This is a genomic window from Streptomyces sp. NPDC104106 (genome assembly GCF_055584345.1).
In genome coordinates this window covers 315,416-335,752 of sequence record NZ_JBVJMF010000009.1, presented here as the reverse complement: position 1 = coordinate 335,752, position 20,337 = coordinate 315,416, and the positions used below count along the sequence as shown (strand labels likewise).

Here is a 20,337-nt window from a genome sequence, read left to right as displayed (position 1 = left end):
CCGGCCGTCGCGGCCCTGCGGGAAAGGCACAGCGTCATGGCACAGCGCACAGTCCGGGCCACGTGGTCGCTGCGCGGCTTCACCGGTGCCGGATACGACAAGGGGCGGCCCCTGCTCGTCCAGGCCGCCTGGTTCGCGGTCCTCCACCTCGTCTTCGTCAAGTGGTGGTTCCCGGCCCGCTGGCGTCCGGTGCTGCTGCGGGCCTTCGGCGCCCGCATCGGAGAGCGGGTGCTGATCCGGCACGGAGTGCGGGTGCACTGGCCGTGGAAGCTGGATGTCGGCGACGACGTGTGGATCGGCGAGTGCGCCTGGATCCTCAACCTCGAACCTGTCACGATCGGCAGCGACGCCTGCGTCTCGCAGAGCGCGCTGCTGTGCACGGGCAGCCATCTCCGCCGTTCCGCCACATTCGAGTTCGACAACGGTCCCATCCGTCTGGAGCCGGGCAGTTGGGTCGCGGCCCGGGCGATCGTACTGCGAGGCGTCACCATCGGCCAGGGCGCCGTGGTCGGCGCCGGCGCCGTGGCGCACCAGGACCTCGCCCCGGGCCTGGTCCTCACGCCCGGCGGTGCTCCGAGGGGGACGTCTCCGTCCGAATCCATGAGAGGAATCAGGCCATGAGAGTGGTCCAGGTCGTCACGCTCGTCAGCGAGGGCGCGGCCTTCGGAGGCCCGCCGAGCGTGGCGGTCACCCAACTCCAGGAGCTGGCCGCACGCGGTCACGACGTGGAGCTGGTGGGGTTGTGGCGGGGCCGGACGCCCGCGCCCCGACGCATCGGCGCCGTCCCGTTCGTCTCCCGCCGTGCCCGGACCGTCGTTCCGGGCCAGGGATATCTCGGTCTCATGCACCCCTTGCTGCTGTGCGATCTCTGGCGTGCCATGGGACGCGCCGACGCCGTTCACCTGCATGCGGGACGGGACCTCGTGTCCCTGGCCGCACTCGTCGTCGCCCGGCTGCGGCGCACCGATTTCGTCGTCCAGACACACGGCATGGTGGAGCCCCGTACCGGCGTCACCGCGCGCGTCTTCGACCGCGTCTACGTCCCCTTGCTCCGGCGAGCACGTTGCTGCCTCGTACTCACCGAGGAGGAGCGGCAGGCCCTGACCGCGGTTCTGAGCCCCAAGGCTCCGCCTCTGATGATGCTGGGCAACGGCATGCCCCCGCCCCGTCAGGTGACGGACGAGCGGCCGCGCGGCGGCCAGCACGTGCTCTTCCTCGCCCGGATCCACCCGCGCAAACGCCCCGAGGCGTTCGTGGAGATGGCCGCCCTTGTCCACAAGGAGATCCCCCAGGCGCGCTTCACCCTCCACGGAACGGACGAGGGATCGCTGCGGCAGGTGAATCAGCTCATCGCCGACCGCGGGCTGACCGGCGTCGTCCATTACGGCGGCGCGCTGGAGCACTCCGCGGCGCTGGAGGCCTATCGCCAGGCCACCGTCTACGTCCTGCCCAGCGTGAACGAGCCGTTCGGCATGACGGTTCTGGAAGCACTGGCCGAAGGAACCCCCGTGGTGTGCACGGACAGCTGCGGCATCGCGGAGGAACTGGCGAGCAGGCAGGCGGCGCTGATCACCGACGACAGCCCGGAAGCCCTGGCCGAGGCGGTGAGCCGGCTGCTGGGCGACGAAGCTCTGCGCCGCCGACTGGCCGACGCCGGGCGCCGGGCGATCAGGGAGGTCTTCTCCATCGGCGCGGTGGTGGACCGGTTGGAGGGCCTCTACCGGGATCGCGCACGACAGAGGTGAGGGTGCCCCCGCCGGGCGCTCAGCGGGGGGGTCGGCCGGGTGCTCAGGGCACCGAGGCGCCGGCCACCGCCTTGAGAATGTCCTCGAAGCGGGAGGCGGACCCCTCCAGGGCGAACTCCCGCTCGGCCAGGACCCGGCTCCGCTTGCCCAGCGACGCGGCGTGTTCCGGGTCGGACAGGACCTCCTGGACCCAGCGGGCGGCGTCCTCCAGCGACGCCTCCGCCGGCGGGAAGACCGCCGAGCCGGCCTGCTGAAGCAGCTGAGCGGCCAGGTTCTCGGCAGGCATCAGGCCGAGCACCGGGCGCCCGGCGCACAGGTACGACAGGGTCTTCGACGGGACCGAGAACATCCCGGCGTCGCCTTCGAGGAGAACGACCAGGACGTCGCCGGTGCCCAGTACCTCGGGCAGCCGCCGGTAGGGCTGGAAGGGCAGCAGCGTCACCTCGACCCCGCGGGCGGCGGCGGCCCGTTCGAGGACGGGCACGGCCGGGCCCTCGTTGACGACCACGAGACGCACGCGCTCGCCCCGCTGCCGCAGACACTCCACCAGCTCCACCAAGAGCACGGGATTGTGCTTCAGGCCCAGCGTGCCGGCGTACAGGAGGGTCTTCACGCCGCTCAGGTTCTGTTCGTCCGACCAGGCATTGGCCCGGGCCACGGGAACGATCTCGTCCAGCGGTGCCCAGTTGGGGATGACGCTCACCTTGCCGGCGGTGCCCCACTGCCGGTGCACCTCGACGAAGGAGTCGGCGATCACCACGATGGCCGAGGCCTGACGTGCCGCCCACTTCTCGCCGGCACCGAAGACCTTCGCGGCGACGCCCATCGCGTCGGCGACCTCCGCGGCGGCGAAGCTCTTGAGCGCGACGGCGGTGACGTCCTGGTGCCACAGCACCCAGGGGACGCGGAGCCGCTTCAGCACTGCCGCGGTCACGACGAGCACGGGAATCGGCATATTGGACAGCAGCGCCACATCGGGCTTCGCACGCCGCACCTGCCGGGTGAGTTCGACGCCCAGCCGGCTCTCCTGGAAGAGCCGGCGCACATAGGCCTGCTTCTTCAGCACCGTGCGGTCTCCGATGGTGACGAAGCGCAGGCCGGGGGCGTCGGACTCGAGATCGCCCTTGCCGCTGCGGTAGGCCGTACAGGTCGAGTGGACCACTGCGTGACCGCGGCGGGCCAGCTCCCGGCTGAGCTGGGCCTGGAAGGGGTGACCGCTGTAGTCGTGGACGAAGATCCGCATCGGCTCGTGGTGTCCTCGCACCGGTGCCTCAGCCCTGGGAACGCTTCACCTGGTCGTAGACCCAGGCGTAGGTCCTCTCCAGGCCGTCCGCCAGCGGGACCGACGGCTCCCAGCCGTAGATCTCGCGGATCAGGGTGTTGTCGGAGTTGCGGCCGCGTACGCCCTGGGGAGCGTCGTACTTGTAGCTGCGTTCGCAGCGGATGCCCGCGATCCGCTCGACCAGGTCGACGAGCTGGTTGATGGTCACCAGCTCCGAGGAGCCGAGGTTGACCGGTACGCCGCTGTCCCCCTCCATGATCATCTGTGTGCCCTTGAGGCAGTCGTCGATGTACATGAAGGAACGCGTCTGCCGGCCGTCGCCCCAGATCTCGATCCGGTGGACGCCGGAGAGCACGGCCTCGGCCACCTTGCGGCACACCGCGGCCGGGGCCTTCTCCCGGCCGCCGGCCCACGTACCGTGCGGGCCGTAGACGTTGTGGTAGCGGGCGACGCGGGTGGCGAAGCCGTAGTCCTCCGCGTAGTGGCGGCACATGCGCTCCGAGAAGAGCTTCTCCCAGCCGTAGCCGTCCTCCGGCTGCGCCGGATAGGCGTCCTCCTCCTTGAGGGCGGTGACCTCGGGTTCGGTCTGCTTGCCGGCGGCGTACACGCAGGCGGAGGAGGAGTAGAAGTACCGCTCCACGCCGGCCTCGCGCGCGGCCTGCACCATGTGGGTGCTGGTGAGCACCGACATCATGCACGCGGCCTTGTTGTTCTCGATGAAGCCCATGCCCCCCATGTCCGCGGCCAGCATGTACACGTACCGAGCGCCCCGGACGCCGTCGCGCGCGCTGTCCAGGAGCGAGAGGTCCGCGGTCAGGTTCTCGGCGCCCCCGTGGACCTGGTACCACTCGCGCCGGGGCTTGACGTCGATGCAACGGACCGTCAATCCCCGGGCCAGCAGGGCGCCCACAAGGTGCCCGCCGATGAATCCCCCGCCACCGGCAACGACGGCGTCGACCTGCTTGTTCATGGACAGCTCCTCGGGTGAAGGGGGATGCGAGGAGTCCAGAATATTGAGGTTTGTCTGATTTGCCCTGCATTGGCGCGCCTGGTGCGGTATGCGGTATAGAGGCAGCTATACATCTGCCGGTGAGGTTTCCGCCGAAGCGCTCGCCGTACTCGCCGCACTCGTCGACCGCAGAAATCCCCGGTGTACCGGTGCGGGACGCCCGTGCCCGCAGTCTGCCCGGGGTCTGCCTCTGGGCCGTGGTGCTGATCGTCATGCTGCCGGTGCTGGTACTCCGGCCGCACCACGGACCTGTGCCGACGGCCCTGCTGCTGCAGGGCGTGGTCGTGGCGCACACCGGGGGCGCCCTCACCCGCGTGCTGACCGCTCCCCGGGTCCGGCTCGTCGCTCTCGGCTTCTGGATGTTCTCCTACATCTGGTTCGGTCTGGCCCCCCTGGCGCAGCTCACCTCGGACAGCTACCCCTGGCCTTACCGGGCCGGCGGGGAAACCTCCTTCGCGGCCGTGGCGGTCGTCGAGCTGGGGCTGCTCGCCTACAGCGCCGGAACGGCCCTCGCCGTCCGAAGGGCGGCCATCCGCGTCACCCGGCCCGGCGCGCTGGAACGGCTGCTCGCCCGCCGCCTCGCGCCCTGGCGCGTCCTGCTGCTGTGCGGACTCGCGCTGGCGCTCGCGGCACTGCTGGTTCCCGGGCAACCGGGCGGAGTCGTCGCCTACTTCACCAGCCGTCAGGCCGTTCACGAAACCGGCGCCCTGAACGACTCCTCGGACTCCTTCCTGCAGCCGCTGCGCAGCTGGTCGCTGTCCGTGCCCGCCTTCTGGGGCCTGTTGGGCCTGCTGCGCCTGCCACGCCTGCCGGGCGGCGACCGCCTGCTGCGCGGCCTGAGATGGCTGCTGCTGCCCCTGCTCGTCGCCGTGAACATCGTCGTCAACAACCCGATCAGCAAACCGAGGTTCTGGGCCGGCACGGTGCTGCTGACCCTGCTGTTCAACGTGGACCGGCTGTGCCGCCCCCGGGCCTCGCGCGCGGTCGCCGGCGCCCTTCTCGCCACGGTGCTCGTCGTCTTCCCCTACAGCGACTACTTCCGCTACGACGACCGGCAGACGGTCGCCGTCGTGTCGATGGCCGAGCAGTTCACCGCCAAGGGCGACTACGACGCCTTCCAGCAGGTGCAGACGGGCCTCGACTACGCGCGGGAAAAAGGGGTTTCCCCCCGGTCCGCACTCGGCCCCCTCCTCTTCATGGTGCCGCGCTCGGTGTGGCCGGACAAACCCGACGACACCGGTATCGCGCTGGCGCGGTACGCGGGTTACGACTTCCTCAACCTGTCGGCGCCCCTGTGGATCGAGAGCTATCTGTGGGCCGGCCCGACCGCCGTGGCCCTCGTGTTCTGCCTGCTGGGCATGGCGGGACGCCGCATGGACGAGGCCCGGGAACGCCTGCGGGACCGCCGCGGCGCCCTGGCGGCTCTGCTGGTCCCCGCCTTCGCCTTCTACCAGTTGATGTTCCTGCGCGGAAGCCTGCTCGGCATCACGGGCCCGATGCTGCTGATGATGACCGTTCCGCTGCTCATCAGCACGTCGACGCGTCGGGTGTCCGAACCCACCGCACCGGCGGCCCTGTCCGCCCCCGCCCCGCACGCCTCACTTCCTCACCCAGGAGGCCACCTGTGACCGGTCCCGTCCCCTTCGACGACCGTTTCGGCGAACCGGACCAGCTCCGTGAGCAACTGCGCCTGCTCCTTCGCCACCGGGTGGCGATGGCGCTGGGAATCACCCTGGGGCTGCTCGGCGGGCTGGCCATGGCGCTGTACGACGCCGGCACCTACAGCTCCACCAGTGACGTTCTGGTCCGCGTCGGCGCCGACCCCTTCGGCACGGTCAGCATGCCCGTCGACAACCAGATCAGTATGAGCACGGAGCAGCAGATCGCCGCCAGCGCGGCCGTCGCCGTCCGAGCGGCGCACGCCCTGGGACAGCCCGACAGCCGGGCAACCGCCCTGCAGGACCATCTCCGGGTCACCAACCCGGCCAAGTCCCAGGTGCTCCGATTCGAGTTCAGCGCGAGTGCCCCCCAGCGCGCGGCCCGCGGCGCCAACGCCTTCGCCGAGGCCTATCTCGCCGACCGCAAGAGCCGCAACGAGGCGGCGCTCCATCGCGCCGTCGACGGCATGAGAACGCAGATCGCCGCGCTGGCCCGGCAGACGGGGAAGAACCCGGACAACAGCGCGGACGCCTCCGCCGCGCAGAGCGAGATCGGCAGCCTGCGCAAGCGCGTGTCCGAGATCAGCTCCCGCGACACCAGCGGTGGCGACATCGTCCGCGAAGGCACGGCGCCCGCCCTGCCCACGGGTCCGGGGACTGGCACGCTGGCCGTCCTCGCTCTGGCCGGCGGTGCCGTCCTGGGCATCCTGCTGGCCTGGCTGTGCTCGGCCCTCGACAGCCGGGTACGGTCGGCCCGCGAGGTCCGGGACGCCCTGGACGCGCCCGTGCTGGGCAGCCTGCCCCACGACCCCCGCGCAGGCGACGCGCTGCTGACCGTCGGCCGCGCGGACGGCGCCCGGGCCCAGGCCTACCGGTCCGTGGCCTTCCGCACCGGGCTCATCGACGGCGGCTGCCTCCTCGTGGTGGCGCCACGGGCCGACGACAGCGCCGGGGCGGTCGCTGCGAACCTGGCCGCGGCCTTCGCGGAGTGCGGACGGGAGGTCGTGCTCGTGGACGCCGACCCCGACGCGCCCGGTCTCGCGGCCCGCCTGCCGCTGGTGCCGGCGGAAGAGCGCACCGGAGCGGAGACCTCCCGGCCCGAGGGGGGCGTCCTTGTCGACGCGGGCTCTGCGGGACGGTTCACCCTCTGCCCCGGTGACGGAACCGGCCGGCCGGCGCACACCGACGTCCCCCAGGCGATGGACCAGGTGGCGTCCGGCACCTGCTCACCCATCACGGTCATCGCCGGCAGGCCCCTGCTGGAGCACCCGCACGCGCTCGTGGCGGCCCAGCACTTCGGCGGTGTCGTGGTGGTCACCGGACGTGACACCCGCCGGGACGACCTCAGGCAGACGGGCGAGCTGATCCGTTGCTCCGGCGCACGACTGCTGGGCGCCGTGGTCGACGCCGGACGCGCGCGGCGCGGTGCCGCCGTGCTCCGCCGTGTGAAACCCCGTTCCCGGACCGCGAGCGTGCTGCCGGGCACCCAGCCTGCGGGACAGCACGACACACTCACGGCTTCCCGAGGATGACGGCGCCCGGGACGGCCACGCCCACCACCGGGGCCACGGCCCGCAGCACGGTCGCCGCCGCCGCACGGGGCGGGGTGTGGGGCGCGGTGGGTTCCGCCACGAACGCCGTGTTCGCCTTCCTGCTGGTCGGCCTGATCACCCGAGCGGCCGGAGCCCAGGGAGCCGGAGCGATCTTCACGGGCGTCGCCGTGTTCACCATCGCCAGCAACGTCTGCAAGCTCGGCGCCGACACCGGGCTCGTCCGCTTCATCCCCGGGGACCTCGCTCTCAACGGCGGCCGGTCGGTGGGCTCCTTGCTGCGCATGGCGGTGCTCCCGGCGGCGGCAGCCGCCACCGCGACCGGCGCGGTGCTCCTGCTGTGCCCCGCGGTGGCCACGACGCTCCTGCCGCATCTGCCCCGCGCCGACGCGGTCGCCCTGATCCGGTTCTTCGGCCTGGTCCTGCCCACCGCCACCGTCAGCCTGCTGCTGCTCGGCGCCACCCAGGGATACGGCACCGTGGTGCCGTTCGTCTCCGTGGAGCAGATCGGCAAGCCCGTGCTCCGGGTCCTGATCGCGGTGCCGGTGGCCTGCTGGGTTCCCCGGATGATGTCCCTGGCGGCGGCCTGGCTGCTGCCGGCGCTGGCCGGTCTCGCAGCCGCATGGCTGGGCCTGCACCGCTGCCGGGCCCACCACCACACCATGACGGCCCCAGGGGGTGCGGAGCCCGTCTCCTGGCGGGCCTTCTGGGCCTTCTCCGCACCCCGCGCGGTCTCCTCCGTCTTCGACATCAGCGCGGTCTGGGTGGGGGTCATCCTGCTGTCGGCACTGGCCACCGACGCCGAGGCGGGCATCTACACCGCCATCGGCCGCGTCGTCACCGCCGGCACCCTCCTCCAGCTCGCCGTCCGCCTGTCCGTCGCACCCCAGCTCAGCCGGCTGCTCGCCGTCGGCGAGGTCAGCGAAGCCCGCCACCTGCACCGCACCTCGACCTGCTGGATCGTCCTCTTCTCCTGGCCCCCGCTCGTTCTCATCGCCGGCTTTCCCCGCACCGTCCTCACCGTCTTCGGACCGGAGTTCACCAAGGGGGCACCCGCCCTGGTCATCCTGTGTGCCGCCGCCGTGGTCAATGTCGCGGTCGGCAACGCGCAGACCGTGCTGCTCATGGCCGGCAAGAGCTCGTGGCATCTGGCCTGCACGGCCGCGGCGTTCGCGGTGCAGCTCACCGTGGGCGTGCTCGCCGTGCCCCGGTGGGGCATCCTCGGCGCGGCCGTCTCCTGGGGCGCGGCCATCGTCGTGGAGAACCTCTCGGCCGCGCTGCTGGTCCGGCTGCGGCTCGGCTTCACCACGGTGGCCGCCGGGTACACGCGCGCCCTCGGTATCGGCCTGGCCGTATCGGTGGTACCGGCGGCCGTGCGCGTCCTCTCGGGTGACACCCCGTCAGGACTCGCGCTCAGTCTGACTTTCGGAATGTCGGCATTTGGTACTTTTTTGTGGCGATATCGCACGCCCCTGGGTGTGAGCGAGCTGGTCCAGGTGCTGCGCCGTCGCCCCGCGTGAGCCGGCACCGTCCGCATCGGCGCGCCCGTCCTGCCCGTCCCCCTTTCCTTTGAGGTGCCCCTTGCGTCAGCTCCGTTCGAAGGCGGTCACGGGCCCGGCTGCCGCTGCCCTCATCTGCACAGGCGCTCTGCTCGGCTCTCCCGCCGCCGCGGCCGGGGGCCACGAACCGGCGACGTTCACCGCGGACCCGCTGGCCACCTGGCAGACGGACGGCATCGTCTGGTCCCTGGCCTACGCCCGCGGTGTCGTCTACGCCGCGGGCTCCTTCGACACGGTCCGTCCGCCCGGTGCCGCGGCGGGCACCCGGGAGGTCCGGCGGCACAACTTCGCCGCGTTCGACGCCGCGACCGGAAGGCTGCTGCCCTGCGCCCTGTCCTTCACCTCCGGTGCCGGCCCGTACGCGGCGGGCACGGTACGGGCCATGAAGCCCTCCCCCGACGGGCGGGTGCTGTACGCGGGCGGCTCCTTCGGCCGCGTCGGGTCCACCGGGGTGGCGAACGCCGTGGCCGTCAACACGGCCGACTGCACCCTGCGCACGGACTTCCGGCCCGCGGTGAACGCAACCGTGCGGGCCATCGAGACCACCGACCGCGGGGTGTACCTCGGCGGTGACTTCGACCAGGTGGACGGCCGGAGCAGGAACCGCGTCGCCGCCCTGACCCCGGGCGGTTCCCTGCTGCCCTTCAAGGCCGGCATCGATCTTCCGGTCCGCGCCCTGTCGGCCGTGCCCTCGCGACGCGAGATCCTGGTGGGAGGTGACTTCGGGTCGGTGGGCGGCCGGCCCGCCCACTCCCTGGCCGCGCTGGACATCACCTCCGGGGCGACGGTCCACACCTATCCCGGCTGGCTGCCGACCGCTTCGGTGGTCAAGTCGATCGCACAGGACGGCTCTCACTTCTACATCGGCGCCGAAGGGACCGGAGGCGGCGTCTTCGACGGACGTATCTCGGCCCGGCTCCGCGACGACACCATGGTGTGGAAGGACACCTGCCTCGGTGCCACCCAGGCCGTCCTGCCCTACAACGGCGTCCTCTACAGCGCCTCCCACGCGCACGACTGCTCGCGGACCCCCGGCGGCTTTCCCGAACGGGGCGTTCGCCACACTCTCCTGGCCCAGTCGGTCACGGACCGGCGCATCCTGCACTGGTTCCCCGACACCGACGGCGGGCTCGGCGAGGGGGTCGGCCCGCGCGCCCTGACCACGGCCCGGGGCATCCTCTGGGTGGGTGGCGAGTTCACCCGGGTCAACGACCAGCCGCAGCAGGGACTCACCCGCTTCGGCACCGCAGCCCCCACGAGCCTGCCGCGGACCCCCGCCCTGACGCTGCTGGCCGCGAACCCGGGAAGGGTCACCCTCGGCTGGCGCGCGTCGTGGGACCGCAACACCGCGGCCTTGACCTACCGGCTCTACCGGGACGGAAAGCTCGTCTCCCGGCAGACCGTCCCCTCCACGTCCTGGGACCTTCCGCAGATGAGCTACACCGACTCCGTGCCCGCCGGTACGCGCCACCGGTACGCCATCGAGGTGACCGCCGCCGGCAACCGCACCTCCCAGAGATCGCCCTCCCTGTCCGTGACGGTGCCCGCACACGCCGGCCCGAGGACCGGAGGCTGACCCGTGGAAGCGACACTCATCGGATACGCGCCCGGCGTCTGGGACCTGTTCCACATCGGACACCTCAACCTCCTGCGCCAGGCACGCCGGCGCTGTGACCGCCTGGTGGCCGGCGTGCTGTCCGACGAACTGGTCGGGCGCCGCAAGGGCAGGCGGCCGGTGATCCCGCTGGCCGAGCGCCTGGAGATCGTCCGCAGCATGCGCCACGTCGACGATGTGGTGGTGGAGACGCACGAAGACAAACTGCAGACCTGGCGGCAGGTCGGATTTCACGTCGTCTTCAAGGGAGACGACTGGAAGGGCACACCCACCTGGGAGAACCTCGAACGCCGCTTCGCGGACGTGGGTGTCGAAGTCGTCTACTTCCCCTACACGGTCGGCACCTCCAGCACACTACTGCGCGGGGCGCTGGAACTGCTGCAGTTCCCGGTACCACTTCACCAAGAAGGCGACAAGGAACAGGACATGGGCCAGCAGCAGCCCGCCGTACACAACTAGGAACGTGGCCGGACTGCCGAGGAACAGAAAGCTGATACAGGTCGTGCCGTAGTCGACCGGGAGGAGCAGCACGGGCCCCAGCAGCGAGGCAGACCCCCTGTCCGTTCCCGCCGCCGCTCCTCCCCCCTTGAGCTTCTGCGTGAGAATGCCGGCGAAATAGATCACCACCGCTGCGGACTGGAACACCACGGGGGCCAGCAGAAGGAGCGGACTGGGCAGAACGAAGAACCGGTAGAACGCCACCAGGACGACGGAGTGCAGCGTGACGATCCTGACGCAGTCCAGCACATGGTCCAGCCATTCGCCCGACAGGCTCGCGGAGCGCTGGATCCGCGCGAGCTGACCGTCTGCCGCGTCCAGGGCGAAGCCCAGGGCAAGGGCCACGCCGACACAGACCGACATCACCGGCGCGGGCCGCAGCAGGGCCACCGCCGCCAGGGCCGGAAAAGTGAACAAGGCACCGAGGAGCGTCAGCTGATCGGGAGTCGCACCGACTCGGAAAGCCAGCGCGGCCACGACACGGCCGGCCGGGCGATTGACGAACCGACTGTAGACCGACACCCCCTTCGCCGGCTTCTGTGCTGTCGAGAGTTGCCTCAGCGTCTCCGCGAACTCGGCCATCACCCTCCTTGGTGACACAACCACTCGAGAAAAGAAGGCAACCATGTCAGAAATGGGTGGCGAGCTCTCGCGCAACCGTCGGCAAATTCTGCGCGGCGGAACGTCGCTGCTGATCGCGGCGGCCCTGCCCGTCGGCAGCGCGTCCGCCAAAAGTGCGTCCCCGGGGCCTATGTCCGCGATCAATGTAACCGATCTCGGTGCCGTCGGCGACGGATACACCGACGACACAGAGGCGTTCGAATCCGCCTATGCGCTCGCCGCCGCCCATGTCCGGGACGGGGTGGGCCGTCTGGCGATCGAGATTCCCGCCGGGGACTTCCTCATCACCCGTCCGCATGCGCTGCTGAACGGAGTAGCCCCGCCACGGCCCGCGAGCGGTCTGCGCTTCACCGGGGTCGGCAAGAACATGACCACCCTGGTCTTCCGTCCGGCCACCGGCCCGGGCTCCTATCTGTGCCGCAATGAGGACAGCTGGTCGAACCTGTCCTTCGAACGCATGCGGTTCCGCTCGGCCACACCGGGCGCGTCCTTCTTCAGCTCCTATTCCACCGGCCAGGCCCAGGACTACCGGTTCTCGGAATGCGAGTGGCTCGGGGAATGGGAGTACGGGCTGGCCCTCGACGGCACGGACACGAACTCGGAAATGCGCTGGGAAGCCTGCACCGTCGCCGGCAGCTACCGGAAGGCGTTTCTGTACTCGGGGCTCACGGGCCGCAAACAGTCCAGCCCCAACGTCCAGGACCAGTTCCTGAACTACTGGTTCACCGACATGAAGGTCGAGTACGAGTGGGGCAACTTCCTGGAGTTCCCCTACGGCGGATCCATCGACTGCCGCGGCGGCTCGTACATCATCACCGGCAAGCGCCCCAAAAGCGCCCCGGAGTACGGCACCACCAGCACCTTCTTCCGCTTCCCGGTCAGCCGGCACCACGACTCGGTACAGCGTTTCCACGCCCAGGACATCCGGTTCGAAGTACGTGACCCGGACGTAAGGATCATCGACTGCGTGTGGAGCAGCGGAACGGTCCACTTCAACGACTGCGACGACACCGGGAACGCCTTCAAGGGCTTCTCCGCCGAAGTCCGCCCGCACCGCTACACGGTGGGCCCACGGGGCCCCCTGATCCGCTACGACTCCTGTCAGCTCGTGGGTCGCCACCAGTACCGGACAACCCACGAGGAGGAGGCCCTGCCGACCGTCGTCCGCTACGACATGTGCCTGCTCCGCAGCCACCCGCGGACCGAGTTCGCCGTCACCGAAGGCACCCGCCCCGCCCGCTTCGTCCGGTTCATCGACTGCATCGACACCGCGCCCACCGGCGACACATCCCTCCCTGCGACGCCCGGCACCCCCGTGGTGTCCCCCGGCCCGCCCCCTCCCCGCCCCTGAGGGGGCCCGGAACGTCCCGGGCCCCCTCACCTGCGTGTTCCTCAGTGGTACTTGGTGGGCTTGACACAGAAGTCGATACGGCTGAGGTTCGCGTACTTGCCGGTCGAGTTGACCGGGGCGTGCAGCGGTCCGCCGGCCGCGATGCCGTCGGGGAAGCCCGTCGAGCTGTCGTACTTGGTCACGATGGAGCCGGCGGTGCCGCCCGTGGCGGTGACCTGCACGACGGAGCGGTGAGCGGACGAGGGGATGTTGAAGCTGAACACCTGTCCCTGGGTGGTGTTGGCGATGGTGATCTGGAAGCTTCCGTCGCCGGGGATCGCCACGGACCCGGTCATGGGATTGGTCACGCTGAGCGCGATCGAGCCCGAGGGGCAGATCGGCGGAGGGGGCGGCGGCGTCATGTGACACCCGCACCCGGAGGTGGGCGGCTTCGTCTGGCACGAAGAACACCCGGAGGTGGGCGGCTTCGTCTGGCACGAAGAACACCCGGAGGTGGGGATGGGCGTCGCCTTGCACGACGTGCACGCCTGCGTTGCTCGGGGGGCGGCATGGGCCGACACCGACACGAAGCCGACAGCGATACCGAATGCCGCGGTCGCGGTCAGGCCGGCGCCGGCGAGCCCCGCTCCCCATCCCAACCGCCGTGACTGCGTCTTTGTTCGGGCAGCTACTCGCATGACGAGCACTCCTCCTCATTGCCTGGGTACCAGAGCTCGGGTACCTGATCTCGCCCGACATTCCCACGAACAGCATGCCGTCGTGGGTTACGACTCCTTTTCCTAGGCCATTCGAGCTTCAGTGAGAGCCTGAAGGGCGGAGCACGCCGTCGCGGCGTCGCGATGTCCGGGAACGGGTCTCTACTTTCGAATTCCATGCGACCAAGTAAAAGCACGGCCAGGACCGTCACCGCGGCTTCCGCGGTGGTCCTCCTCGCGGCCGCTTCGCTCGCCTCCGCTTTCGGCGCGCAGGCGCACGACCTAACAATCCCGCGTGCCGAGAAGGCCCCGCGCGGTGAAACGAAACTGACCGCAGCCCCGTTGGCGACCTGGCAGACGGACGGCATCGTCTGGTCGGTCGAGTACGCACGCGGTGTCGTGTACGTCGGCGGCACCTTCGACAGCGTCCGCCCGCCCGGCGCGAAGCCCGGCCAGAAGCGGGTCGCCCGGAAGAACTTCGCGGCCTTCGACGCGGTGACCGGCAAACTGCTGCCGTGTGCCCACTCCTTCACGGAAGGCGCCGGGACGGTACGGGCGCTGAAGGCGTCGCGCGACGGCAAAGTGCTGTATGTCGGCGGATCGTTCGGCGAGGTCGACGGCGCGGGCGTGGCCAGCGCGGTCGCGCTCAACACGGCCGACTGCTCGCTGCGAAGGGACTTCCGCCCCGCGGTGGCGGCGCCCGTACGGGCCATCGAGACCACCGGCACGACCGTGTACCTGGGTGGCGATTTCACGGTCGTCGACGGCCAGGAGAGAAAACACGTCGCGGCGTTCAGCCGCAGCGGCACCCTGCTGCCGTTCAAGGCGGACATCGACGAGCCGGTCCGGGCCGTCCTGGCCGCGTCCGACCGGGGACAGGTACTCGTCGGCGGAGAGTTCCACAACGTCAACGGCAGGCCGGAGCAGGCACTGGTCTCGCTGAATCCCATGACGGGTTCGACGGTGAAGTCCTTCCCCGGCTGGCTGCCGGAGCGATCCGCGGTGACGTCGCTGACCCGCAACGGCGACCGCTTCTACCTGGGAGCCGAGGGCGAGGGGGCGGGCATCTTCGACGGCCGTATCGCGGGCCGGCTGTCCGACGGCACGATGGTCTGGAAGGACACCTGCCTGGGCGCCACCCAGGATGTCGTCGTGTACAAGGGCGTGCTGTACAGCGCGTCCCACGCCCACTACTGCGGCCTCACCCCCGGGGGCTTCCCCGACGGACCCCGGCGGCATTTCCTGGCTCAGTCGATCGGTGACAAGACCATCCTGCACTGGTTCCCCGACACCGATGACGGTATCGGGGAGGGAGTCGGCCCGCGGACACTCGTGATGGCCGGCGACATCCTCTGGGCGGGCGGTGAGTTCACCATGGTCAACGGCAGACCCCAGCAGGGTCTGACGCGCTTCGGGGGCCGCCCCGGCGACACGGCCCCGGAAGCGGCGCCCCGGCTCACGGGCGGGCGCGCTCGCGCCGGAACGGTCACGCTCACCTGGCGTACCGCATGGGACAGGGACGACGCGGAGTTGACGTACCTGATCTACCGGGACGGTGTTCTCGTGGCCTCGCCGAAGCGGCGGTCGGTCGAATGGGACCGGCCGATCATGACGTACACGGATTCCGTCCCTCCTGGCACACATCACCGCTACACGATCGCCGTCACCGACGGAAGGCACACGACGCCCCGCTCGCAGCCGCTCGACGTGACCGCCTGAGGGCGCCGGTCATGTGGTGATGGACTCTCTGGTCTGGGCAGGTAGCAGGACCGGCGTGGTGACGGTGCCGAGCAGTTCGCGGTACAGGTCGACCACTGCGTCCGCGGTCTGCCGTACGTCGTGGGCGGCGAGCACGTGCGCGCGGCCCTGCGCGCCCAGTGCCGCGCACAGCGGTGCGCGGCACAGCAACGCCGTCAACGCCCGGGCCAGCGTGTCGGGGTCTTCCGGAGGCACCAGGCAGTGCGGCAGATGCCCGGGCGGCAGGCTCTCGCGCGCTCCGTCCACATCGGTGACCAGGACCGGCCGGGCGCACGCCATCGCCTCCAGGGGGACCAGCGCCATACCTTCCCAGCGGGACGGCAGGACCACGACGTCGGCGGCCCGGTACCAGGGGGCGGCGTCGGCCGCCGGGCCGGCGAACTCCACCGACGCGGGCGCCGCGGTGCGCAGCCGGTCCGCGTCCGGACCACCTCCGACCAGCACCAGCCGGGCGGCCGGCACGTGCCGCACGACGGCGGGCCAGGCCCGAAGGAGCACGTCCTGGCCCTTCTGGCGACACAGCCGTCCCACACAGACGACCAACGGGCCCCCTCCGGACCGGGCGATGCTCCCTTCCGGCCGGAATCTGCTGGTGTCGACACCGTTGGGGATCACCTTCCACTGGGCGGTGATGCCATTGCGCTCCCCGGTACGCCGTTCCGCCTCACTCACGCACAGGACACGCGTCGCCCACCGCGCCCCGAACCGCTCCCACCGCAGAGCTGCCCGGGCCATGACGCCGTCCACGGCCTCGAACGACCATGCGTGCGGCTGGAAGACGGTCGGGAGCCGACCGCGCACCGCGAGCCGCACCGCAAGCCCCGCCTTCGCGCTGTGCGCGTGCACCACGTCGGGACGCACCTCGCGCAGGAGCCCCGCCAGCCGCCATACCTCGCCGGGCAGTTCAGGCCCCGGTGAGCGGGTCGCCTCCCAGGGCAGCACCTTGCAGCCCGCCGCGCGCAGTGTGTCCGCCAGCGTGCCGCCTCGCGGGCAGGCCACGGTGACCCGCAGCCCTGCGGCGAGCTGGGCCGTCGCCAGGTCCGTCACGAACCGGGCGACACCGCCCTCGACCGGCTGAGTGACGTGCAGGACGTTCGGCTCGCGGGCGGCGGACCCCGTTGCACGGCGCGGCGGGGAACCGAGGGGAATGCGCATGACCGAGGCTTCCCTTCCGAAGAAACATTTCGAACCCAGCGCACAGTGTGCGAACCCTGACCTCGACATAAGTCCGCCGGATTCACAGAGCACACTAGTCGCTTATCCGTTTTTATCCGCGAAACCGTCCGCTGTGTCGGAGGAGCAACCTCACACCAATAATCCGACTTGGAGTCGGTGGAGTTTCCCGCTGCACATCTGTCTCGTTAGCCCAGCAGAAGTGTGACCCGAGCTCCCGAGCTGCGGACGAAAGGAACACAATGAAGAAGCTGAAGGCTGCGGCCCTCATGATCGGCACCCTGGCCATCGCAGGCGCTGCGGCGCCCGCTGTCGCCGCGGACATGCCGGCGCAGGGCATTCTGGAGGACGGGAAGATGGTCACCCACGCCCTTCCCAACGCAGCCGAGATGCCGACGGGCGCCGTCGCCAACGACGTCAGGACCGCGGCGGAGGGCGTGAAGCGGTCGGGCATCGTCAAGGCACCCGTCTTCGGCGGCACCCTGCCGAACCCCCTCGACGGCAAGCCGCCCGCCCAGCTTCCGGCCAAGCTTCCGGTCGTCAGGTAACGACGTGGCGCACGGCGGATCGCTGCGGTCCATAGGGTGCGGCACCGCTCGCCGGTGATCGCGGCGGCTTTCCCGGTGTTCTGCCGCACCTTGTCGTGATGCCGAGTCCCGCCGAGGCGACAGAGCCGTACGGGCCAGGGGAGATGTCACAGTCTCCTTTGGCCCGTACGGCTCTCTTCACGTCTCGCCCCGGCCGCTACGACTGCCGTGCACCACGTCGTACGGACGCACACCCGCCGAGCGATTCAGGCCGGCTCCGTTTCCCGGAGCCGGCCTTCGGCGTTTTCGGGACGCCAGGGCGCCCACAGAAAGCAGCTGGCGGCCCGCCGAGTCTTCGGGCGGACCGCCAGGAGCTTGAGGACTGCTCAGAACAGCAGGCCCCCCAGGTAGGGCGAGTTCTGCGACTGGTCGACCGTGGCGGTGTTGCAGGCGGCGTAGTGCGAGTTCGGGGCGACGACGCCACCGAGGACGGCACCGTTCGACCACGGCGCGATGCAGCGGCCGTCGACCAGGGAACCGTTGGAAACGACAAGCCCCTGCTGAGGGGAGTTCACGACGACCGGAGACTCCGAGAAGCCGTTGCCGCCGGTGACGACGGTGTTGTTGTCGGCGGCAGCGGTACCGGCGGCAGCCAGCACGATGCCCGCGGCGAGCGCGGAGAGGGCCGTAACCTTGTTACGCATGGGATGCGCCTTTCGGTTGGGGGATGGGTTGGGCGGGAACGTCTGCTGACATCCCCGCCCTGCTCCGGGTGGACTCGGAACGCGAAGGGGTCAGAAGAGCAGGCCGCCCGCGTACGGCGCGTTCTGTGCCTGGTTGACGTTGGCCGTGTTGCACGCGGCGTAGTGGGAGTTCGGCGCGGCGACGCCGCCGAGAACGGCACCGTTGGACCACGGGGCGACGCAGCGCAGGTCGACAAGCGTGCCGTTGGAGACGATGGCGCCCTGCTGGGGGGCGTTCACGACGACCGGGGACGACGAGAAGCCGTTGCCGCCGGTGACAGTCGTGCAGTTGTCGGCTGCGGCGCTGCCGGCGGCTGCCAGGACGACACCTGCGGCGAGGGCGGAGATGGCCGTAACCTTGTTACGCATGAGATGTCCTTTCCGGACTGCGTTTCGGGAGGGTTCACCTGCCCCGAATTACTCGGAGCGGGGGATCAGAAGAGCAGGCCGCCCGCGTACGGAGCGTTCTGCGACTGGTTGACAGCAGCGGTGTCACAGGCGGCGTAGTGCGAGTTCGGCGGAACGACTCCGCCGAGAACGGCACCGTTGGACCACGGCGCGATGCAGCGGCCGTCGACGAGGGCGCCGTTGACGACGACCACACCCTGCTGGGGGGCGTTCACGACGACCGGGGACTCCGAAAAGCCGTCACCGCCAGTGACGTTGGTCGTGTTCGAGTGGGCGGAGGCAACGCCCGCGCTGCCGCAGAGAGCGCTGAGGGCCAGTGCAGTGACGACCGCGAACTTCCTGGTCAACTCGGTTCCTTCCTGGATTCACGGTAACCCGCGCTTACATGGCAAGAAACCGAAATATGTGGCGGAAAGTCACGCGGACACCGGCCATACCGGACGGATTCCATCGGATGGCGGAACGATGCCTTGGCCCGCTTTCCGAGTGCCGCACGGAAGCAGGAGCGGAAGCCGACATGCGTCCGGTCCACTGGTTGGCCTGCGCGTTTCACCTGCGCGGTGTCCGCATCATGACCGGGAACACGAAAGTGCCTTCTGAACCGGAGTGACGAGGCTTGTCCACGGTCTCCGTCAGCCCAGCGGGAAGGCACTTTCCAGGTGTGCGCCAGCGGGTCACGTCCCCGGCTCGTCGTCTCCACCGACGGGCGCGACCGACGGGCGGGGGGTGGTCGGCCATGCGGGGTCCCGGCTGCCGGCCGGTCGCGCCGATGCCACCGGCGTCACGCGCCTTCGGCGATGGCCTGCGCCGACCGCGTCCGCGCGGCACCGGCCACGATCCAGGCCGGATCGCGGCCGGCCTGGCGGTGATGCTCGCCGACGGTGGCGAGGTGATCGCCGGCCCGGCCCTGCTTCGCGATCCGCCCGAGGTCGTCGGCCCCGTCGCCTCCGGCCCAACCGCCTCGCCACTGCCGGCCGGCATCGATCCACTGCGCTCGGCGCCCTGCGGGCGGCGCCGCCCGCGCGCTCGCCCGGTTCCCCCAAGGTATTCGTGGCGCCGATACGTGCCCTGCGCTCGCGCGGGATCCGCGCTTCCGGGCGATCCGGCATCTGCCCGAGCAGGTCTGGCACGCCGCCCTCGCACAAGACGGCTCCCTGCGCGCAGGCGCCGAGGTCGCCGAGCTGACAGGCCTGGTCGACCCCGGCGCCCAGCTGTCCCTGTTCGGCCTGCACCAGGGCACATGCATGACCAGGTCTTCCTCACCGACGACCACTACGGAAAGGGGTTCCTGCGACTGCTGGAGGTCCGCCACCGCGCCCACGCCCGCGTCGAGGACCGGATCCGCCGCGGCAGGACCACCGCGTTCGGCCGCTTCCGCTCCCGCCGTCGAGCCGAAGAAGTTCCGGGCGGGGCTGGGAGGAGTCCAGTGGGCCGGACAGGCGACTGTGCGCTACGCCCCCGAGGCGCCGGGCGTGGGTCGCGCCGGGGTGGCCACCAGGCCGGTCCGTCCGCGGCACTGCGATGCCGGTCTCCGGCTGACGAGAACCGGATCAGAGCGTCAGAATTCCGGCGGCATTCACCGCACCGACTCCTGACGGTTTACGTGTCAGCCCTGGCTGAGCAAGCTACCGAGCCCGGCGCTGGTCGGCCCATTCAGCGGGTGGAGCTGAACGGATCCGGTTCCGAGCGGGTTCTTCACCGGAATTGCGGGCTTCTTGCTGCTGTCGCGCCCCATTCCATCCAGGTAAACGCCGGAAACCCTCGCCGCCTTGTTCTTGCCGGTGACCGTCGCCGACTGGTTCTCGTCGAACGCACTGCCCTTGGTGAGGTTGCCCTGCTTGGCCACCCGCATCACGGTGTCGGCCGCGGGCACGATCGCCGGAGTCACCTCGGTCTGGGACATGAGACCGAGCGGGCCGGTTTCTTGAGCAGGCGCTTTGGCGGTGCCCGTCGCCGCGACGGCGGAGCCACCCACGAGACTTGCACCAATGGCCAACGCCGCAGTTGTGAAAAATGCCTTCTTCATGATCACCTCACTTGGAGTTACCTCTGATCCGACAGACGCAGAACATAGCAGTCCACAGCCCATCAAAAGCGAGGCACTACTCCATACGCATGAAGATTTCCGTAGCGAAGGAGCGCGAA

Annotated in this window: 19 protein-coding genes; 10 read left to right on the top strand and 9 right to left on the bottom strand. The window is 70.3% G+C overall.

From position 1 onward, the window contains the following. Positions 1–36 precede the first annotated feature (36 nt). Positions 37–621: an LbetaH domain-containing protein gene (locus ACZ60X_RS23185; RefSeq protein ID WP_469601491.1), complete on the top strand. Its 585-nt coding sequence runs from the start codon at positions 37–39 to the stop codon at positions 619–621. Continuing rightward, on the top strand, positions 618–1,745 hold the full coding sequence (locus tag ACZ60X_RS23180) for a glycosyltransferase (protein WP_469601488.1): 1,128 nt from the start codon (positions 618–620) through the stop codon (positions 1,743–1,745). The genes ACZ60X_RS23185 and ACZ60X_RS23180 overlap by 4 nt, the downstream gene beginning before the upstream one ends. Before the next feature lie 43 nt (positions 1,746–1,788). Here ACZ60X_RS23180 and ACZ60X_RS23175 read toward each other — a convergent pair whose 3' ends face one another. Both ACZ60X_RS23175 and ACZ60X_RS23170 read right to left on the bottom strand, forming a co-directional pair. Further along, positions 1,789–2,988, bottom strand: a complete 1,200-nt coding sequence (locus tag ACZ60X_RS23175; RefSeq protein ID WP_469601486.1) for a glycosyltransferase family 4 protein — start codon at positions 2,986–2,988, stop codon at positions 1,789–1,791. 28 nt (positions 2,989–3,016) lie between these two features. Next, complete coding sequence (locus ACZ60X_RS23170) at positions 3,017–3,997, bottom strand: NAD-dependent epimerase/dehydratase family protein (protein ID WP_469601485.1); 981 nt, start codon at positions 3,995–3,997, stop codon at positions 3,017–3,019. Positions 3,998–4,116: 119 nt separating this feature from the next. Between ACZ60X_RS23170 and ACZ60X_RS23165 the strand changes: the two genes are divergently transcribed. From ACZ60X_RS23165 to ACZ60X_RS23145, 5 genes are all read left to right on the top strand, one after another. Further along, positions 4,117–5,664, top strand: coding sequence for a hypothetical protein (locus ACZ60X_RS23165; protein ID WP_469601482.1), 1,548 nt, complete (start codon positions 4,117–4,119; stop codon positions 5,662–5,664). After that, positions 5,661–7,226, top strand: coding sequence for a hypothetical protein (locus ACZ60X_RS23160; RefSeq protein ID WP_469601479.1), 1,566 nt, complete (start codon positions 5,661–5,663; stop codon positions 7,224–7,226). The genes ACZ60X_RS23165 and ACZ60X_RS23160 overlap by 4 nt, the downstream gene beginning before the upstream one ends. Beyond that, a complete protein-coding gene (locus ACZ60X_RS23155) occupies positions 7,223–8,764 on the top strand; it encodes a lipopolysaccharide biosynthesis protein (protein WP_469601476.1) in 1,542 nt (513 codons plus the stop codon). The genes ACZ60X_RS23160 and ACZ60X_RS23155 overlap by 4 nt, the downstream gene beginning before the upstream one ends. A 61-nt stretch (positions 8,765–8,825) precedes the next feature. Beyond that, positions 8,826–10,379 carry a fibronectin type III domain-containing protein gene (locus ACZ60X_RS23150; RefSeq protein WP_469601474.1) on the top strand — a complete coding sequence of 518 codons (1,554 nt, stop codon included), beginning with the start codon at positions 8,826–8,828 and terminating at the stop codon, positions 10,377–10,379. Between the two features lie 3 nt (positions 10,380–10,382). Next, positions 10,383–10,877: an FAD synthase family protein gene (locus ACZ60X_RS23145; RefSeq protein WP_469601472.1), complete on the top strand. Its 495-nt coding sequence runs from the start codon at positions 10,383–10,385 to the stop codon at positions 10,875–10,877. Here the strand turns inward: ACZ60X_RS23145 and ACZ60X_RS23140 are convergent. Beyond that, positions 10,773–11,498: a CDP-alcohol phosphatidyltransferase family protein gene (locus ACZ60X_RS23140; RefSeq protein ID WP_469601470.1), complete on the bottom strand. Its 726-nt coding sequence runs from the start codon at positions 11,496–11,498 to the stop codon at positions 10,773–10,775. The genes ACZ60X_RS23145 and ACZ60X_RS23140 overlap by 105 nt on opposite strands. Before the next feature lie 169 nt (positions 11,499–11,667). Here ACZ60X_RS23140 and ACZ60X_RS23135 point away from each other — a divergent pair, with 169 nt between their 5' ends. Then, complete coding sequence (locus tag ACZ60X_RS23135; RefSeq protein WP_469601468.1) at positions 11,668–12,888, top strand: glycosyl hydrolase family 28-related protein; 1,221 nt, start codon at positions 11,668–11,670, stop codon at positions 12,886–12,888. A gap of 41 nt (positions 12,889–12,929) precedes the next feature. Here ACZ60X_RS23135 and ACZ60X_RS23130 read toward each other — a convergent pair whose 3' ends face one another. Beyond that, complete coding sequence (locus tag ACZ60X_RS23130; RefSeq protein WP_469601465.1) at positions 12,930–13,223, bottom strand: hypothetical protein; 294 nt, start codon at positions 13,221–13,223, stop codon at positions 12,930–12,932. A gap of 537 nt (positions 13,224–13,760) precedes the next feature. Here ACZ60X_RS23130 and ACZ60X_RS23125 point away from each other — a divergent pair. Continuing rightward, the gene (locus ACZ60X_RS23125; protein WP_469601463.1) at positions 13,761–15,302 is read left to right on the top strand and encodes a fibronectin type III domain-containing protein; all 1,542 of its coding nucleotides are present in this window, start codon (positions 13,761–13,763) and stop codon (positions 15,300–15,302) included. 9 nt (positions 15,303–15,311) lie between these two features. On the opposite strand, the gene ACZ60X_RS23120 is transcribed toward ACZ60X_RS23125, so the two are convergent. Then, positions 15,312–16,496: a glycosyltransferase family 4 protein gene (locus ACZ60X_RS23120; protein WP_469601461.1), complete on the bottom strand. Its 1,185-nt coding sequence runs from the start codon at positions 16,494–16,496 to the stop codon at positions 15,312–15,314. A gap of 260 nt (positions 16,497–16,756) precedes the next feature. Between ACZ60X_RS23120 and ACZ60X_RS23115 the strand changes: the two genes are divergently transcribed. Beyond that, entirely contained in the window at positions 16,757–17,062 is a 306-nt protein-coding gene (locus ACZ60X_RS23115) for a hypothetical protein (RefSeq protein ID WP_469601459.1), read from the top strand. A 365-nt stretch (positions 17,063–17,427) separates the two neighbouring features. Here the strand turns inward: ACZ60X_RS23115 and ACZ60X_RS23110 are convergent, their stop codons facing one another. The 4 genes from ACZ60X_RS23110 to ACZ60X_RS23095 form a co-directional block, all read right to left on the bottom strand. After that, positions 17,428–17,745, bottom strand: coding sequence for a hypothetical protein (locus ACZ60X_RS23110; protein ID WP_469601456.1), 318 nt, complete (start codon positions 17,743–17,745; stop codon positions 17,428–17,430). 90 nt (positions 17,746–17,835) lie between these two features. Further along, entirely contained in the window at positions 17,836–18,153 is a 318-nt protein-coding gene (locus ACZ60X_RS23105; protein WP_469601454.1) for a hypothetical protein, read from the bottom strand. Between the two features lie 65 nt (positions 18,154–18,218). Continuing rightward, positions 18,219–18,539: a hypothetical protein gene (locus tag ACZ60X_RS23100; protein ID WP_469601452.1), complete on the bottom strand. Its 321-nt coding sequence runs from the start codon at positions 18,537–18,539 to the stop codon at positions 18,219–18,221. 1,259 nt (positions 18,540–19,798) lie between these two features. Further along, entirely contained in the window at positions 19,799–20,218 is a 420-nt protein-coding gene (locus tag ACZ60X_RS23095; RefSeq protein WP_469601449.1) for a hypothetical protein, read from the bottom strand. Positions 20,219–20,337: the final 119 nt, after the last annotated feature.

What these genes read in the sequence shown, in the direction of transcription:
- ACZ60X_RS23140 (WP_469601470.1), bottom strand. Translation starts at nt 11,498, where the DNA reads ATGGCCGAGTTCGCGGAGACGCTGAGGCAACTCTCGACAGCACAGAAG.
- ACZ60X_RS23170 (WP_469601485.1), bottom strand. Translation starts at nt 3,997, where the DNA reads ATGAACAAGCAGGTCGACGCCGTCGTTGCCGGTGGCGGGGGATTCATC.
- ACZ60X_RS23125 (WP_469601463.1), top strand. Translation starts at nt 13,761, where the DNA reads ATGCGACCAAGTAAAAGCACGGCCAGGACCGTCACCGCGGCTTCCGCG.
- ACZ60X_RS23155 (WP_469601476.1), top strand. Translation starts at nt 7,223, where the DNA reads ATGACGGCGCCCGGGACGGCCACGCCCACCACCGGGGCCACGGCCCGC.
- ACZ60X_RS23110 (WP_469601456.1), bottom strand. Translation starts at nt 17,745, where the DNA reads ATGCGTAACAAGGTTACGGCCCTCTCCGCGCTCGCCGCGGGCATCGTG.
- ACZ60X_RS23120 (WP_469601461.1), bottom strand. Translation starts at nt 16,496, where the DNA reads ATGCGCATTCCCCTCGGTTCCCCGCCGCGCCGTGCAACGGGGTCCGCC.
- ACZ60X_RS23115 (WP_469601459.1), top strand. Translation starts at nt 16,757, where the DNA reads ATGAAGAAGCTGAAGGCTGCGGCCCTCATGATCGGCACCCTGGCCATC.
- ACZ60X_RS23175 (WP_469601486.1), bottom strand. Translation starts at nt 2,988, where the DNA reads ATGCGGATCTTCGTCCACGACTACAGCGGTCACCCCTTCCAGGCCCAG.
- ACZ60X_RS23135 (WP_469601468.1), top strand. Translation starts at nt 11,668, where the DNA reads ATGTCCGCGATCAATGTAACCGATCTCGGTGCCGTCGGCGACGGATAC.
- ACZ60X_RS23105 (WP_469601454.1), bottom strand. Translation starts at nt 18,153, where the DNA reads ATGCGTAACAAGGTTACGGCCATCTCCGCCCTCGCCGCAGGTGTCGTC.
- ACZ60X_RS23185 (WP_469601491.1), top strand. Translation starts at nt 37, where the DNA reads ATGGCACAGCGCACAGTCCGGGCCACGTGGTCGCTGCGCGGCTTCACC.
- ACZ60X_RS23180 (WP_469601488.1), top strand. Translation starts at nt 618, where the DNA reads ATGAGAGTGGTCCAGGTCGTCACGCTCGTCAGCGAGGGCGCGGCCTTC.
- ACZ60X_RS23095 (WP_469601449.1), bottom strand. Translation starts at nt 20,218, where the DNA reads ATGAAGAAGGCATTTTTCACAACTGCGGCGTTGGCCATTGGTGCAAGT.
- ACZ60X_RS23130 (WP_469601465.1), bottom strand. Translation starts at nt 13,223, where the DNA reads ATGACCGGGTCCGTGGCGATCCCCGGCGACGGAAGCTTCCAGATCACC.